Here is a 15653-nt window from a genome sequence, read left to right as displayed (position 1 = left end):
CTGAGGCCCAGCCATGCAAAAGGGAAGAACAGCCCCTGCCCTGCTTACCGGCGTTCCAGAGGCTTCAGAACTCTGCACGTATAATGTCTCGGCAAGCCAGAGCAGCTTCTTCAGTCAGAGATGCGGTTTGCGAAACGCCTGCGCCGGTCGGGCAACCTTGCTCCAGCCGTTCAGCGGGCTGATCCGGTCTCATGAATCACTGCTTCAAGATCAATGTCTGTACCAGATTGCGCTGAAAGACGCCGATAGAAGGCCGAAGCAGGCTCACGACCGGCCTCGCGGAGGTCGTAGAATTCGAGCGCGCGCTCGACCACATCCGTAATCGTGCGGTTTTCACGGCGAGCCAGCCGGCGCGCAAGATTACGCGCCTTGCCGCTACGGACTGAGAGCTGTGGATCGGCCATATCGGATCCGTTCGCGGCATTATTTAGACCGACTTCATTTAGACCCACTTCGCTTGCCAGCAAAGATGGCTGGTGTTGGCCTGCTGCCGCACGAGCGATTAACGCCACAGCTGAGGAAGGAGCCGCCATAATATTCGCGCTCCTATTCGAAGGAATAGGTAAACCCTTGGCCTGAGGCGCCAACCGTGACCTTTGTCATCTTTTCACCAGCGAGCGACCGGTTCAGCACGCCGCGGCTCAACTCCGGGAGGAGCGTGTTGGTCAGAATTGCGTCAATCATCCTGCCGCCCGATTCAATTTCCGTGCAGCGGGTCTTGACCAGATCCATGACACCGTCGCCGATTACCAATTCCGCGTCGTTGGTTGCACGCAGCCGGCGAGCAATCCTAGCAAATTGATGACGGGTGATCGCTTCGATCATCGAATCGGAAAGCGGAAAGTAAGGGATGGTCACCACCCGGCCAAGAAAGGCCGCTGGGAAGACCTTCAGCAACGGGCTGCGTAACGCAGTGTCCAGTTCGTCGAGCCCTGCCCGTACCGCGCCATTCCTTGTCCGGTCCATGATGACTTCGGAGCCGACATTCGACGTGAGAAGGATCAGCGTGTTCTTGAAATCGATCCGTCGACCTTCACTGTCGTCCATCATCCCTTTATCGAAGACCTGGAAGAAGATTTCGTGCACGTCCGGATGCGCCTTCTCGACTTCGTCGAGCAGGATCACCGAATAGGGCTTGCGCCGTACCGCCTCGGTGAGAATTCCGCCTTTGCCATAGCCGACATATCCGGGCGGCGCGCCCTTCAAGGTAGAGACCGTATGCGCCTCCTGGAATTCGGACATGTTGATCGAGATCAGGTTCTGCTCTCCGCCGTAAAGCGTTTCGGCCAGTGCCAAAGCGGTTTCGGTCTTGCCGACGCCCGAGGGGCCGCAAAGCAGGAATACACCCACTGGCTTTTCCGGAGCGCCGAGACCGGCGCGGCTGGTCTGCACGCGCTTGGCGATCATCTCCATGGCGTGATCCTGTCCGACAACGCGCTCGGACAGAGTGACCGCGAGCCGCAGCGCCTTCTCCGTCTGACTCGACAGCATCCGCCCCGTCGGGATGCCCGTCCAGTCCTGAACCACGGCCGCCACGGCGTTGCGGTCGACCGATGGCAGGATCAGCGGTGTTTCGCCTTGCGCCTCGGCCAGTTCGCTCATCAGTTCGCGCAGCCGAGCGAGATCGGCAGCCGGATCGGGAGGCGGAGGACCACCTGCCGCCGGAACCTTCGTCCCGGCATTGGACAGTTCGGTCTCCGGCACCTCCCCGCTCTCTGTCTCCGTGGCGGCCTCCTGCCCTTCCACGGCATCGAGCGGCACGCCGTCGCCGCGGAGCCTGGCACGCAATTCGAGTATCTCGGCCACCAGCGCCTTTTCGCGCTCCCAGCGCTGCTGCGCGGCTGCGAGCGTGCGTTCGGTCTCGGCAAGCCCGGCCTCGACTCGTGCCTGTCGCTCGGCCACTTCGATGCCGATTGCAGCCTCGCGGCCGATAATGCCGCGCTCGACCTCCAGCGCCTGGCGGCGGCGCATGATGTCCTCGACCTCGGCCGGCGTGGCGTGCTGCGATACCGCGACACGCGCGCAGGCGGTGTCGAGAAGGCTGACCGCCTTGTCCGGCAGCTGCCGCGCCGGGATGTAGCGATGTGATAGGCCGACTGCCGCGTCGATCGCCTCATCCAATATCTGAACCTTGTGGTGCTGTTCGAGGACGCCGGCCACGCCGCGCAACATGAGGATGGCTACCGGTTCCGAAGGCTCGTCGATCTTTACCACCTGGAAGCGGCGGGTCAGTGCCGGGTCTTTCTCGATGTGCTGCTTGTATTCCGCCCAGGTCGTGGCCGCTATCGTGCGAAGCTCGCCGCGTGCCAGCGCCGGCTTGAGCAGATTGGCAGCGTCGCCGGTTCCGGCAGCACCACCGGCGCCGATCAGGGTGTGGGCCTCATCGATGAAGAGGATGACCGGCGCTTCAGAGGATTGGACTTCGTCGATTACGGCCTTCAGCCGTTTTTCGAATTCACCCTTTACGCTAGCGCCTGCCTGCATCAATCCGACGTCGAGCATGCGCACGCTCACTCCCTGCAGTGGGGGCGGCACATCGCCTTTGGCGATGCGCTGAGCAAAACCCTCCACGACTGCAGTCTTGCCGACGCCCGCCTCGCCGGTCAGGATCGGATTGTTCTGCCGGCGTCGCATCAATATGTCGACAATCTGCCTGATCTCCGGATCGCGGCCGACGACCGGGTCGATCTTTCCATCGCGGGCGCGCTGGGTCAGGTCGGTGGCGTATTTGGCCAGTGCCGAATCCCCGCCCGGAGCCCGCCGCGGCGCCTCTGTCGCGGTGACCGTTGGCGCAGCGCCGGCTTCGAGTGAGCCCTCCGTGACATCGGCGAAGCGCGCCACGACGGCGTCGGCGTCGATCTTGTCGAACTCGCCGCTGATCTTCGACAGCAGGCCTTCCAGCACCGGTGTCTTCAGGCAAGCAAGCAGAACATGTGCGCTGCGGACCTCCTCCAGTCCGAATTCCAGTGTTGCCAGATTCCAGGCCTCCTGGATGGCGTGGAAGATATGGTCGGAAAACTCTTCGATCGAAGTTGCGCCATAAGGCAGCTTGTCCACCGCGCGCGTCATATCGGCCGCGAGCCGGCTCGCATCCACTCCCGCATCGGCGATCATCATCTGCACATCCGAGCGGTCGGAGAGCACAAGTTGTTCGATGAAGTGGACAAGTTCGACGTAGGGGTTGCCGCGCAGCTTGGCGCTGTCTGCCGCAGCCTTGAAGGCCCGCAAGCCTACAGGATTGAGCTTGCCGACCAGTTCCTTGCGCTTGAAGCTCTGCGATGACCGGCGCTGTTCCATCGAACGTGCTCCTGCATTCTGCAAGTTGATAACCTGCCACATAAGCAGCCGCTTGACAAAGTCGGTGATGAACGAAGGCTTTGGTGCCCGATTTCGCCGGGTCCTGCCATTTGTGAAAGGTCTCGCCTCACCGACTACAAACAACCACGCGACCGGCAGGCCCGATGCGATGGCTTTCGGATGCTGAGTTCGGCAGTTACGCCAGCGATTTCAGCACTCAAGAGTCGGCTAAGTTAGCTTTCGTTAATTTTTCAGCGATCGCTGAATTGTGGTGAGGTGCAGCCGTGTGATAACGTAAAGGCAGGCATGGCCTCAGGGCCAGTCACTGGGGGATCGGTGTGATAGATATCGCACTCTGGCTTGCTCCGCTCGACGGTGAAAATCCGTCCGGCGAAGATTTGCGCAACGATCCGATGTTTCATGAACTGGAGCGCCTGACAGAGCCTCAGGTCAAGGTTGTCCATGATGGCAACAACAAGCCAGTCTCGCAAAGCACCATTCCCGTCGACTGGCCAGCAGTACTCACCAAGGCCGAGGAATTGCGCGCGCGTGGCCGCGACCTGCGCCTGATTGTCATTGTCACACGCGCACTGGCCAACGAGCAGGGACTGGCCGGGTTGGCGCAGGGTCTGACGCTTATTGGGCGGACATTCGACCAGCATTGGGAAACCATGCACCCGTCGCTGCGGCCCAACACGCCGCCTCGCGAAGCGGCCTTGCGCCGCATCAACGCGCTGCTCGACGTTCAAAATGGTCAGGACGGGCTGCTGGCCAACCTGCGGCAAATGACTTTCTTTGCGCCACGCTCGATCGGGCCGATCAGCGGACGCGACCTGGAACAAGCTGCGCTCGACGATCGTGTCATGCTGCAAGAAGCAGCGTCAGGGTTGAATGCGGCCGAAAAAGCAACGCTTGTCAGTGCGCACGGACAACTGTTGAACCGGGTCCGTGCCGGGTGCGCGGCACAGGCGGACCAAGCCAATGAGGAAATGCATTCGCTCATTACCAATGCGCGGGCAGCGGTCGCGGCACTGGAAGCCGTCGAGACAGCCCTCAACGCTCACCTTGAGGGCAGCGGCGGCACCACTATCCCGGAATTGAGACGGTTCCTGCAGCGTTTGCTAACAACCCTCGAGCGCAACTCGGCTGCCGGCGCGATGGCAAATGGCGCAGTAAAGCCGTCCGCTTCGCCTGCAGAACCGGTAATGCCTGCCCGAAACGGTCATGGAGCCGATACTATGGCAAGTGTGGCTAGCTACGCTGACTCGAGCACCGCACTTCCCGACCGGATTACTTCGCGCGACGACGTGGTGAAATGCCTGGACCTCGTGGTCGCCTTTTATGACCGCACCGAACCGTCCAGTCCGATTCCGCACCTCGCCCGCCGTGTACGCCGGATGGTGCATATGGATTTTGTTGAACTGATGGAAGATCTCGCCCCGTCGGGATTGAAGGAATTCCGGCTTCTTGCCGGCGTTCCCGATGCCAAGAAGACGGTCCAGAAGGATGAAAGGTAGCAAGCCATGCCAGCCGAAAGCAAAGCGAAGGTCATCGAACGCAATCGAGCGCCGCGGGTGCAGATCGCCTATGATGTGGAAACCTACGGCAGTCCGACGACAATCGAACTGCCGTTCGTCATGGCCGTGATGGCCGACCTTTCGGGCGCTTCGCAGACCAAGGAAGCGATGAAGTCGGTGCTGGACCGCTCCTTTGTCGAAACCGACGCGAACCGGTTCCCACGTTTCATGGAAGCGCTCGGACCGCGCGTGAAAGCCCGCGTGAAGAATACGCTGCCCCAGGCTGAGGGCGCCGAGCGCGACGAGGAACTGGCGCTTGATCTTACCTTCACCAAGATGGGCGATTTCGCACCAGACAAGATCGCCGAGCAAGTTCCGCAATTGGCCGAAATCCTCAAAATGCGTCGCCAGCTCGAGGAACTTCTCGGCTTCATGGACGGTCGCGTCGACGCCGAAAAGCGCATTGCGCAACTTCTCAATAACGAGCCGCTTCTTGGCAGGATCGCCAGCCAGGCACTGGCCGACGACGATAAGGCAGGGGAATGACCATGGCCGAACAGCAAAAGACTGCCGCCGTCACCGCCGCGGCCGAAGCCATCGACCTTGGCGAATTCAGCGACCTCCTCGAGAAGGATTTCAAGGTCAAGAAAGACGACAGCGAGAAGCTGCAGCAGCTCGTGCGCAATCTCGCGCTTGCGGCGCAATCGCGGTCCGATACCACCACCATCTCGTCCAATGCGATCAAGTCGATCAAGTCGCTGATCGCCGGGATCGACAAGATGCTGTCGGAACAGGTCAACGAGATCCTGCACGCGCCGGAAGTGCGCGAAATCGAGGGCACATGGCGCGGCCTGTGGTATCTCGTCAACAATACCGAGACGGATCAGAAGCTGAAGATCCGGGTGATGAACATTTCCAAGCAGCAGCTGGCCGACACGCTCGAAGATTATGAGGGCCAGATGTGGGATCAGAGCCCGATCTTCAAGAAACTCTATACGGACGAGTATTCGATGCTTGGCGGCGAGCCTATCGGCTGTGTGATTGGCGCCTACGAATTCTCCAACCACCCGCGCGATGTCGGTCTTTTGCGCAACATCTCCGGGATCTGCGCCTCTGCACACACGCCGTTCATCGCAGCTGCCTCGCCGCGCCTGTTCCGTATGGACAGCTGGCAGGAATTGCCGAACCCGCAAGACCTGCAGCAGATCGTCTCAAACCCGGCCTATGCCTCGTGGCAGTCACTGCGCGAGAGCGAAGACGCGCGCTACATCGGCCTGACCATGCCTCGCGTTCTGGCAAGGCTGCCGTATGGGACGGATACCGTTCCGGTGAAGAGCTTCACCTTCGAGGAGGAAGTGCAGGGCGATCACAACAAATATGTCTGGATGAATGCAGCCTTCCCGATGGGCGTGAATATAAACCGCAGCCACAAGCTCTATGGCTGGGGCACGCAGATCCGCGGCGTCGAAAATGGCGGCACGGTCCTCAACCTGCCGGTGCACAGCTTCCCGACCGATGATGGCTCCATAGCGATGAAATGTCCAACGGAGGTCGCCATCGACGACCGGCGCGAGGCGGAGCTGGCCAAGCTCGGCCTGATGCCCATCCTGCATCGAAAGAACACCGATCTCGCCGCCTTCATTGGCGCCCATTCGCTGCAGGACGACGAGACAAGGGCGGGACGGCTGGTCGACCCCGATGCGCAGGCCAACGAGCGGCTGAGCGCCAACCTGCCCTACCTTTTCCCGGTCTCGCGCTTTGCCCACTACCTCAAGGCGATCGCGCGCGACAAGGTCGGCTCGTTCAAGGAGCGCTCCGACATGCAGATCTGGCTGACCGAATGGATCAACCGGTATGTGCTGGCCAACCCGGCCTTTGCCGACGACAAGGCGCGCGCCAAGCGCCCGCTCGCCGCCGCCGAGGTTCAGGTGGACAGCGTGGAAGGGCGCCCCGGCTACTACAATGCCCGCTTCTATCTGCGCCCGCATTATCAGCTGGAGGGTATCAATGCCTCGCTCCGACTGGTTTCGGAACTTCCGTCGGTGAAGACTTGATTTGCAGCAACAACATCTTGGTTTTGAAAGCGGTGGAGAAAGAAAATGCCCACAAATACGAAGATTGATGGCTTTCTAAAGGTTCCGGATATCAAGGGTCCAAGCACTCGAGATGGCCATGAGGATGAAATCGAAATCCATGGCGTCGATTACAAGATGATCGCACCCTATGATCCAAATTCGCTCTCGCGTCGCGGTCGTGTGTCCTTGGGTATGATCAAGTTCACCAAGCACTATGACAAGGCTTCGCCCTACCTGAAAAAGGCGCTGTTCGAAAACAAGGCCCTGGACGAAGTCGTGTTTTCGGCACGGCGGACCATTGATGGCGAGACCAAGGATTACCTGGTCGTCACACTCACCGACGCCTCGATCATGGAATACGACATGTCGCAGGCCGAGGATGAGGAGGACCTGATCGAGGAAGAGGTCAGCTTTGCCTACAAGAAGATAAAGTTCGTCTACGACGACAACGACGAAATCGAAATGGATGTCTATGTCGGCAAGTGAGGCCCGGCGGCCCGGCGCGGACAAGTCGCTGGGTAGCGGCAGTTCGCGAGCAAAGCGCGAAGCAGTCCAGCCCTCTCTATGGGACCGCCTCGTAAACGATCTGCCGGGTATGACTTCCGAGATAGACGGGCTGCGCCAGGCCTTGCAGGACGAGCTTGGCGCGGAGCGGCTGGACAATCTGGTTGCGGCCAGTGCGCGGCTCATCGACGCGGACGCGGAGTTGACGGCCGACCAGAAGCGGCGTCTGCATCGCCTGGCCTTTCAGAGCCAGCACCGCGCTGAAATCGAAAGCCGCGGCGTGGTGGTGTCGGCTCGTGTGCTCAAGGAAGCCGTGCGGCGCGACGTCGAGGCCTTGTTCAACACCGAGCGCTTCGAGGCCATTCCGCTTCTTTCCGATCTTGAAAGCGAGCAGGCCGCGGACAACCCCCCGGGGCTCGCTGATTTTCCGGAGGTGCGTCGCAGCGTCGTCAATTACGGCGTGCCTTCCTTCTCGGGCCGTTCCTCCCGCGACTTTGATCGCGAGGCCCTTGCGCGCGAGATCCGCTCGGTGCTTGCCACCTTCGAGCCGCGTCTCAAGGACAGTGCAACAAAAGTTACGGTAACCCTTGGCGACAAAACCGTGGGCCTGAAGATCGAGATAGATGCGGTGTTGATCATGACGCCGACGCCCGAACGCATGCGCCTGCGCACCACGATCAATCTCGATAACGGCTTGGCTCGGACCGAATTTAGGGAACCCTGAGATGGACCGGGTCTTCGTAGAATATTACGAGGAGGAACTGACCCATATCCGTGCCCTCGCGGCAGAATTTGCCGACATGCATCCGGCGGTGGCGCGCAACCTTTCACTCGACACGGTCCCCTGTCCGGACCCCTATGTCGAGCGGCTGCTTGACGGCGTTGCTTTCTTGGCCGCGCGGACCCGGCTCAAGGTCGATGCGGAACGCTCGCGTTTCTCGCGCGCCGTCCTTGATGTTCTCTATCCCGATCTTCTGACGCCGGCGCCGGCAACGGCCATGGTGGTGCTCAAACCCGGCCAGCAGGTCCAGACAATGATTGGGGGCCATGTCGTCAAGCGCAATACGCGTCTGGTTTCCAGCCTCCAGCCTGGCCTGTCGACGCGTTGCACGTTCACGACTGCCCAGGACATTACCCTGTGGCCGATAGCCATCACCTCGGTCGGCTATTTTCAGGATCGCAGCGCCTTGGTGGCAGCCGGCATCACGCGGATCGGCGGTGTGGATGGCGAGGCGGCGCTTCGCATCACGCTGGCTCGTACCGGAAAAGGCAAGCTCGACGAACTGTCGCTCGACCGGCTTGATCTCTATTTTGCCGCGCGCACCAAGGCACCGCTGCTTTTCGACGCGATTTTCGGCGCCTGCTCGGCCCTTGGTACACGACCGGAAGGCAAGGCCAACCCGATATCGGCGTTGCCGGTACCTAAAATGGTCGGCATCAGCGATGACGAGGCGCTGATGCCTCGTACACGTCCGACGTTCGAAGGATACCGTCTTCTGCGCGAATACTTCATGATGCCGGAGCGCTTTCACTATGCTCGGATTTCGGGGTTGCAGCCCATTGTGCGCAGATGCACAGCCGAGCTCGAGATCATCTTCATCTTTAGGCGTCCGGTGCCTGAACTTGCCGATCTGACGGCGGCCGATTTTGAACTTTTCGCAACGCCGATCATCAATCTGTTCGAGCGTGAGTGCAACGTCGTTGAGCTCGATCCGCGCAAGACGCGGCAGGTGCTGCATGCCGACCGCACGCGAGCGCGGGACTTCGAAATCTATCGGGTTATCCGCGTCGAGGACGCCGACAGTGAGGGGAGCGACGCCGCAATCCCGGAGCTCTTCAGCCTGGGACAGAACCGCGGCAGCGGTTGGGTTTATTCCACCGAACGGCGCCCACGCCGCCCGACGGAGGAGGAACGGCGCGACGGCCTCACCCGCACTTCATACACGGGCGACGACGTTTTCCTGGCGATTTCACGCCCCGCGGAAAGTCCGCCGAACCGGCCGCTGAAGCGCGTCGACATCGTGGCGCTCTGCACCAACCGCGATCTGCCGATCCTTGACGACAACCCTACCTTGACGCTGGAAGCCGGCGATCCGGTCGAAACAATCCGGCTTCTCGGCGCATTGCGCCCGCCTCGCCCAGCCATCCCCGCAGCGTTGCCGTCGGGCGCGGCGGGTGAATCGCGAGCCGACAATCTCGCCTGGCGGCTTGTATCGCAACTCGCGCTCAACTTCTTAAGCCTTGCAAACGAAGGTCGCGGCGTCGATCCGCTGCATGCGCTGCTTGAGCTATACGCCGACAGGGGAGACCCGAGCCTCGCCCGCAATGTGCACTCGATCGTGCGCATCGATTCCCGGTCGGTCATCGAACGACTGCAGATCGATGGGCCGATGTGCTTCGGACGAGGCACGGAGGTGACATTGCATGTCGATCAATCGGTCCTGGCGGGGCAGAGCACCTTGCTGCTTTCGGCCCTGCTGGCACGGCTGTTTGCCCGTCATGCCGGAATAAACGGCTTTGTGCGAACTCGCACATGGCTGCTGCAGAAGCAGGAGGATGTGCCATGGCCGATGACGCCCGGCAATCGCTACCTGATCTAGACAAGCCTGGTCGGTCCGAAGAGCTGTCGGATGCGTTCGACTTCTTCGAGCTGTTGCGCCGGCTCGAACGGAGAGGCGGGCTGTTCGGCTATTCCGGCCCGCCGGAGCGCGAACCCTCGCGGCTCGGGCAGCATGTCCGTCTCAGCTTTTCCGCCAAGGACCTGGCAGAATTCCGCGAAGCGAAGGACAAGGTCCCCGCCCGGGTTACAGTCGCCAACATCGGGCTGATGGGACCTGAAGGTCCGATGCCTTTGCATTTGACGCGCTGGGTGCTCGATCGTCTGTCGCAGCGCTGGTTCAGCGGCGCCGATTCACAGCAGACCAGCGACACGACGTTCATCGACTTCGTCAACATTCTTCAGCACCGTATGATCGCCCTGTATTATAGAGCGTGGGCGGATGCGCATCCGGCGGTTCAGGTCGAACGCGCGGTCGGTGGGCGCGTTCGCGCCATGCTTGAAGCCATGGCAGGGATAGGGCTTCCCGGCACCCAGAACGCCGATCTGGATGCCGTGAAGCTGCGCCAGGCCGCTTCGCTTGCCAATCAGGTCGACGGCCCTGAGCGGCTGACGCTATTTCTGGCAGAGGCGTTCAAGGTGCCGGTCCAGATCAGGGAGTTCATCGCTGCCTGGATAACCATACCAGCCGCGCTTCAGACCCGCCTTGGCAAAGCCTACGCGGGGCTTGGTCGGGGAGCGACGATCGGTCCGCGCGTCTTCAACCGTCAAAGCAGGCTCGAGCTCCGCGTCGGCCCACTGGGCTATGAGGACTTCAAGGCGTTCCTGCCGGGCGGTCAACGCCTCAAATTATTCAAGCAAGCCGTTGGCGACATGGTTGGCGAATCGCTCGACGTCGATCTGCGCATCGTGCTGGCGCGCGATGCCGTTCCGCCGCCGCGTATTGGAACCGTGCAACTCGCCCGGACCGCGTGGCTTGCGCGGCCCGCTGAAAGGGGCGATGCTGACGACATGCAGCTGCGGACATTAGTCGGCTGGCGGCAGGAAGGGGCGGAGGTCGCGGCATGAGTCTGCTGCTGACGCTGGAGCAAGGGCCACGCACCCAGGCGGTACGGCAGGCCTGGCTTGACGAGGGGGAACTGGTGATCGGCCGCAGCGCGGACGCCGGCTGGCAGATCGACGATCCCGACATGTTCGTTTCACGCGCCCATTGCAGGATCACTGGTGGGCGCGACGGATATTTCGTCACCGATACCTCGAGCAGCGGATTGTTCATAGACGACTCCGACAGGCCGCTCGGTGCCGGCAAGTCGACGCGCCTTCGCAATGGAATGCGGCTGAGACTGGGCGACTACATCGTGTATGTCGATCTGCAGACGTCGAGCCCTCAAGCCACATCTGCAGCAGCCGCAGCGCCAGTTCCGGAGCGCTCGCGGCCGGCGTCTCGGGCACCGGTCAGCATCGGCCGGGACGATTTCTTTTCAGCCGCCATGGAAGAAGAGCCGCAGCGGCCACGTCCAGCCGAGCTGCCTAACCCGTTCGAGCAGCCGATCCCGGGTGCGTTTGAACGCGCCAATTCCAGACAGCGAAGCTCGCCTGCTTTCGACGACCCGTTCAGCCTCGATCCGGTTTCAACGCCCCTGTCAAAAAGCGCCGACGCCTACCTGGAACCAGACAGCACCCCCAGCCACGCGGACCCATTCGGCCTCGACCCTATGTCGTCCCCTAAAGGCGCAACGGAGCCCGCGACGGCAAAGCTGCCGGAATTCAATGACGACTTCGGTTTTGGTCCAGCCGCGGCGCCCAGCCCGGGAAGAGATGCGGGCTCGACCGGTCAGCGCGAGCGCGACGCCCACCCACTGCAATCGGGCAATCCCTTGGAAGTGCCCGTGCGAGCGGCAGATGCCCCTCCCCCAATGCGGGCAGGCGCAGCCGCCAGCCCCGCCCGCCAGCCGCCTGCGAGGCAGCACGCCGACATGGCGCTTCGCACCGCATTCCTGCGCGGCATGGGCGTCGCGGAAGCCGATTTTCCCGGGCGCGACGCCGTCGCTGAGATGGAAAAGTTCGGCCGCGAATACCGGCTTATGATGGAAGGATTGATGCAGCTGCTGCGCAAGCGTGCCGAAGAAAAGGGAAATGCCCGCGTTGCCCAGACAATGGTCGGAGCCTCCGAGGTCAATCCACTCAAGTTTCTGCCGACTGTCGACGACGCAATCGTGACGCTTATCGCCGAACGTAGCCCCGGATTTCTCGCCGGCGAAGCGGCTATCGCGGATGCGGTTCGCGATCTGGCACAGCATCACGTGCGCGCCTGGCGCGGCGTGCAGGCTGCCTTGCGGCGGATGGTCGACCGTTTTGAGCCGGCAGCCATCGAAGAAGAGCTGAAATCGAGTTCCGCGATCGGCACGCTGTTGTCGGGCGGGCGCGGCGCCAAGCTGTGGGAGCTCTACCAGAAACGCCATCGTGAAATCGCCGAGAGCGCGGAAAAGAGCTTTCTCGGCGAAATCGGCGCCGATTTTCGGGATGCATATGATGAGGAGTAAGACATGATCGATCGACGCGAATTTATCGTTGCCTTGGGTGCGACCGGGCTGCTTACGGCCTGTCAAAGCGCCGGGCCGCCAAAACCGTCGGTCATCACCGTGAAGCTGACAGGAGCGGCCGGCATGAACCCTGGACCAGGCGGCGGCGACCGGCCAGTGACGGTGCTGGTCATGCGGCTGCGCAGCACCGGTAAGTTCAACTCCGCCGACTACTTTGCCTTGCAGGGGGATGCCGGCTCGCCACTGGCAGGCGATCTCATCGGGTCCGACCAGATTGCCGTCGGGCCTGGAAAAACCGCGACCAAGACCATTACAGTTGAACCGGATGCGACGGCCCTGGGCTTCGTTGCACTTATCCGTGAGCCTGGCGGGCGAAACTGGCGGACGACCAAATCGGTTTCGCCCGGATCAAACTTTACGATCAATGTCACACTCGGCAGCGGCGGCATTTCCGCCTGACGGCCAAGGCAAGGAGAGCTCGATGCAGAGAGTAGCCGGATGAGCGATGCAAACAGGGTGCTGTGGTCCGAGGGCCTTTTTCTGCGGACCCAGCATTTCCAGCAGCAGGATCGTTTCTTCGAGGCGACTGTGCGCGGCGCGTTGCGGGCCGGCCAGCTGCATACGTTCGGCTTTCAGCAATTGACCCTGGATAAGGCATTGCTCGATGCCGGCCAGATCTCGATCCTGTCTGCACGAGGCATTTTCCCGGACGGAACCCCCTTCTCCATTCCGGATCTGATGGACGCGCCGCGTCCGCTGCCGGTCACCCCGGATACAGGCGCCGGCCCGGTGCTGGTCGCCTTGCCGCTCGAGCCGGCCGGCGGCGTTGGCTTCGATCCGGCGCATGCGCCGCCCAGCGGTGCGCGCTATCATGGACGGATCGTTTCGGTGCGCGATGCCGTCCAGGGCGGTTCAGACCCCGAAGAAATCGAAATCGCCCGGCCGCAATCGCTGTTGCTTGCACCCGGCAAATCGGTCGGCGGCTATACCGCCCTGCCGATAGCCGACATCAAGGGGGTTCGTGCCGATGGCGGCGTTTCGCTGGACGAGACGTTCCTGCCACCGGCATTGGTTACCGGTGCAGTGGCCTGGTACCGGCAACTGCTTCTGGAAGTCGTCACAGGCCTCGACCAGATCGCCGAGGCGCATGGCAAGATGGTCATGGGCGGGCCAGGGCGCAGCGTCGAAGACCTGTTGATGCTCAACCTCGCCAACGCGGCGCGTCCGCGACTGGCCCATATGCTGGCGCAGGATGTCTTCCATCCGGCCGAACTTTACCTGGAACTGGCCGGGCTTGCCGGCTCGATGGCGACCTACGGCTCGAGCGCGCGGCGACTGGGCGAGCTGCCGGCTTACGATCACATGGCGCCCGGCCCACCGTTTTCGGCGCTGGCGGATGCATTGCGCTCACTGATCCTGAGCCTGCGTTACATCGAGCCGAAATCGCGTGCGCTGCCCGTCATGCGCCATTCGACCAATGTTTGGAAAATCCGCATCGACAATCCGAAGCTGCTGGTGGCCAGCCGGATCGTCATCCGGGTCGGTTCGGAACTGTCGGAGGACGCGCTACGCAAGATATTCGTCAACCAGGCGACCGTGGGCTCGGCTGATGAGTTCGAGGGCCTGTGGAAGTCCCGCCTGCCCGGCATCCCGCTGAAACCGCTTCATTCGCAACCGCGCGAGATTCCTTACGACGGCGATCGGCTGTGCCTTGAGCTCGACCAGAAAAGCGAGCACTGGGCATCGCTGCTCGGTGCCCCAGGCTTCGTTATTGGCGTTTCGGGTGTACTGCCGAGCGAACCGCAGGTGGACTGCTATTCGGTGAACAGGTGAAACCATGAGCCGGGATGATCCTTTCGGACTGTCGGAGGATCGCGAACGCACTCGCATCAGGCTGACCGGCACGCCGATGCCGCGACCGATGGCGGCATCCTTGCCGGGCGGGCCGGTTAAACGCTCGCGCACCCACCCGAACGGCCTTGTCAACGCCTTTGCGCCCCTGCTCGAGTTTGCGCCTGAGCTTGAAAGCGCGCTGCCACCAGAGATTCCGGAAGTGTTACGCACACGGCTGCTCGAAGAACTGGTTCGGGCACGCGACACGGCAATGGCGGCGGGGTCATCGATGGAGCGGGCCGATCAGGCAGCATGGGTGGTGGCGGCCTTGCTCGACGATCTGGCCCTGAACACGCCCTGGGGCGGGGCCAGCGCATGGCCGCGTCAGCCGCTTGTGGTCATGTTGCGCGGCGACGTCGACGCCGGCACGCAGTTCTTCACACGGCTCGACGAACTGGAACGCCATCCGAACCGCGATCGCGAATTGCTGGAACTTCAGTATGACTGCCTGGCACTCGGTTTTCGCGGCAAGTATCGCGTGCCCGGCCGGTCGGGCGATCGCTCGCTCAATGCCGTTCGTGTGGCCGCGGCACGTTTCCTGCGCGATGCCGACGCCGAGAATGGACCGCTGTCGCCGAACTGGAAAGGCGTCATCGCATCCGACGAGCCGCAGCGCTTCATCGTTCCGATCTGGGTGATGGCCTTGGCCGCGGCGGTCATCGCCACCGCGACCTATGTCGGGCTCTCGATGGGACTAAGCAGCCAGGCGGTGGAGCTTTCAGCGCTGGTCCGCGCATTGCCGCCGCCGACCCGTGGCGACATCAGCCGCGTATCGCCAACCGCCGATGTCCCGCCGCCGGAGACTGTGGATTTCGCGCTGCTGCCCGAATTTGAGGCCGGCGCGCCGGGCAATCTCAGATCGGCTCTGAGCGGCATGGAGAGCGTTTCGCTGGCCAAGCTGGTCATCCAGGCCTCCAACCCGGAACTGTTCCAGTCGTCGCGGCCAACACTGACCGAGGGATTCGAGCCGCTGATCGGCTCGATCGCCAAGGTGATCCTGGCCAATCGTGACCTGATCGGCAACATCACTGTGGTCGGACATACGGACGGGGTTCCTCTGCAAAGAACCAATCCGCTGTCGACCAACCAGCGACTGTCAGAGGCTCGCGCCCAGACCATTGCCGACATGCTGATACAAAACGGAGTGCCGCAGGAACGCGTCCATTCCGAGGGCCGGGCAGCGACGGATCCAGTGGCCGATGACGGCACGCGCGAGGGCCGGGCCCTGAACCGGCGCGTTGAGGTGCTGGTCGAAAAGAGGCTGTGA

General features: G+C 62.1%; 13 protein-coding genes. 11 read left to right on the top strand and 2 right to left on the bottom strand.

Going from position 1 to position 15653, the window contains the following annotated elements:
• Nucleotides 1-170: 170 nt before the first annotated feature.
• Nucleotides 171-404: a type II toxin-antitoxin system VapB family antitoxin gene (locus NKJ32_RS25335; protein ID WP_352786607.1), complete on the bottom strand. Its 234-nt coding sequence runs from the start codon at nucleotides 402-404 to the stop codon at nucleotides 171-173.
• Nucleotides 405-546: 142 nt separating this feature from the next.
• Complete coding sequence (gene tssH / locus NKJ32_RS25330; RefSeq protein WP_352829188.1) at nucleotides 547-3297, bottom strand: type VI secretion system ATPase TssH; 2751 nt, start codon at nucleotides 3295-3297, stop codon at nucleotides 547-549.
• 338 nt (nucleotides 3298-3635) lie between these two features.
• On the opposite strand from tssH, the gene tssA reads away from it, so the two are divergent.
• Genes tssA through icmH form a run of 11 tightly spaced genes read left to right on the top strand, consistent with a single transcriptional unit; the run spans nucleotide 3636 to nucleotide 15653 of the window.
• Nucleotides 3636-4814 carry a type VI secretion system protein TssA gene (gene tssA / locus NKJ32_RS25325; RefSeq protein ID WP_352786531.1) on the top strand — a complete coding sequence of 393 codons (1179 nt, stop codon included), beginning with the start codon at nucleotides 3636-3638 and terminating at the stop codon, nucleotides 4812-4814.
• A gap of 6 nt (nucleotides 4815-4820) precedes the next feature.
• Nucleotides 4821-5360 carry a type VI secretion system contractile sheath small subunit gene (tssB, locus tag NKJ32_RS25320; RefSeq protein WP_352592754.1) on the top strand — a complete coding sequence of 180 codons (540 nt, stop codon included), beginning with the start codon at nucleotides 4821-4823 and terminating at the stop codon, nucleotides 5358-5360.
• A 2-nt stretch (nucleotides 5361-5362) separates the two neighbouring features.
• Nucleotides 5363-6868: a type VI secretion system contractile sheath large subunit gene (gene tssC / locus NKJ32_RS25315; RefSeq protein ID WP_352592757.1), complete on the top strand. Its 1506-nt coding sequence runs from the start codon at nucleotides 5363-5365 to the stop codon at nucleotides 6866-6868.
• 45 nt (nucleotides 6869-6913) lie between these two features.
• Nucleotides 6914-7375 carry an Hcp family type VI secretion system effector gene (locus NKJ32_RS25310; RefSeq protein WP_352592760.1) on the top strand — a complete coding sequence of 154 codons (462 nt, stop codon included), beginning with the start codon at nucleotides 6914-6916 and terminating at the stop codon, nucleotides 7373-7375.
• A complete protein-coding gene (gene tssE / locus NKJ32_RS25305; protein WP_352786608.1) occupies nucleotides 7362-8117 on the top strand; it encodes a type VI secretion system baseplate subunit TssE in 756 nt (251 codons plus the stop codon). Before NKJ32_RS25310 ends, tssE begins: the two co-directional genes overlap by 14 nt.
• Before the next feature lies 1 nt (nucleotide 8118).
• Nucleotides 8119-9993 (top strand): type VI secretion system baseplate subunit TssF, encoded by a 1875-nt coding sequence (gene tssF / locus NKJ32_RS25300; RefSeq protein ID WP_352786532.1) that lies wholly within the window; start codon nucleotides 8119-8121, stop codon nucleotides 9991-9993.
• Nucleotides 9957-11018: a type VI secretion system baseplate subunit TssG gene (gene tssG, locus NKJ32_RS25295; protein ID WP_352786533.1), complete on the top strand. Its 1062-nt coding sequence runs from the start codon at nucleotides 9957-9959 to the stop codon at nucleotides 11016-11018. The genes tssF and tssG overlap by 37 nt, the downstream gene beginning before the upstream one ends.
• Nucleotides 11015-12493, top strand: a complete 1479-nt coding sequence (gene tagH / locus NKJ32_RS25290; protein WP_352786534.1) for a type VI secretion system-associated FHA domain protein TagH — start codon at nucleotides 11015-11017, stop codon at nucleotides 12491-12493. Before tssG ends, tagH begins: the two co-directional genes overlap by 4 nt.
• 3 nt (nucleotides 12494-12496) lie before the next feature.
• Nucleotides 12497-12952, top strand: coding sequence for a type VI secretion system lipoprotein TssJ (gene tssJ, locus NKJ32_RS25285; protein ID WP_352786535.1), 456 nt, complete (start codon nucleotides 12497-12499; stop codon nucleotides 12950-12952).
• Between the two features lie 39 nt (nucleotides 12953-12991).
• A complete protein-coding gene (tssK, locus tag NKJ32_RS25280) occupies nucleotides 12992-14326 on the top strand; it encodes a type VI secretion system baseplate subunit TssK (RefSeq protein WP_352786536.1) in 1335 nt (444 codons plus the stop codon).
• Between the two features lie 4 nt (nucleotides 14327-14330).
• On the top strand, nucleotides 14331-15653 hold the full coding sequence (gene icmH / locus NKJ32_RS25275; RefSeq protein WP_352829186.1) for a type IVB secretion system protein IcmH/DotU: 1323 nt from the start codon (nucleotides 14331-14333) through the stop codon (nucleotides 15651-15653).

It is taken from the genome of Mesorhizobium sp. M0159 (genome assembly GCF_040322295.1).
GTDB lineage: Bacteria > Pseudomonadota > Alphaproteobacteria > Rhizobiales > Rhizobiaceae > Mesorhizobium.
The sequence above is the reverse complement of the archived record's forward strand: the minus strand, read 5'-3'. Positions and strand labels throughout refer to the sequence as shown.

Bases quoted from the DNA above. Each gene is read 5' to 3' on its own strand.
- NKJ32_RS25335 (WP_352786607.1), bottom strand. From the start codon at position 404: ATGGCCGATCCACAGCTCTCAGTCCGTAGCGGCAAGGCGCGTAATCTT.
- tssH (WP_352829188.1), bottom strand. From the start codon at position 3,297: ATGGAACAGCGCCGGTCATCGCAGAGCTTCAAGCGCAAGGAACTGGTC.
- tssB (WP_352592754.1), top strand. From the start codon at position 4,821: ATGCCAGCCGAAAGCAAAGCGAAGGTCATCGAACGCAATCGAGCGCCG.
- tssC (WP_352592757.1), top strand. From the start codon at position 5,363: ATGGCCGAACAGCAAAAGACTGCCGCCGTCACCGCCGCGGCCGAAGCC.
- NKJ32_RS25310 (WP_352592760.1), top strand. From the start codon at position 6,914: ATGCCCACAAATACGAAGATTGATGGCTTTCTAAAGGTTCCGGATATC.
- tssE (WP_352786608.1), top strand. From the start codon at position 7,362: ATGTCGGCAAGTGAGGCCCGGCGGCCCGGCGCGGACAAGTCGCTGGGT.
- tssF (WP_352786532.1), top strand. From the start codon at position 8,119: ATGGACCGGGTCTTCGTAGAATATTACGAGGAGGAACTGACCCATATC.
- tssG (WP_352786533.1), top strand. From the start codon at position 9,957: ATGGCCGATGACGCCCGGCAATCGCTACCTGATCTAGACAAGCCTGGT.
- tagH (WP_352786534.1), top strand. From the start codon at position 11,015: ATGAGTCTGCTGCTGACGCTGGAGCAAGGGCCACGCACCCAGGCGGTA.
- tssJ (WP_352786535.1), top strand. From the start codon at position 12,497: ATGATCGATCGACGCGAATTTATCGTTGCCTTGGGTGCGACCGGGCTG.
- tssK (WP_352786536.1), top strand. From the start codon at position 12,992: ATGAGCGATGCAAACAGGGTGCTGTGGTCCGAGGGCCTTTTTCTGCGG.
- icmH (WP_352829186.1), top strand. From the start codon at position 14,331: ATGAGCCGGGATGATCCTTTCGGACTGTCGGAGGATCGCGAACGCACT.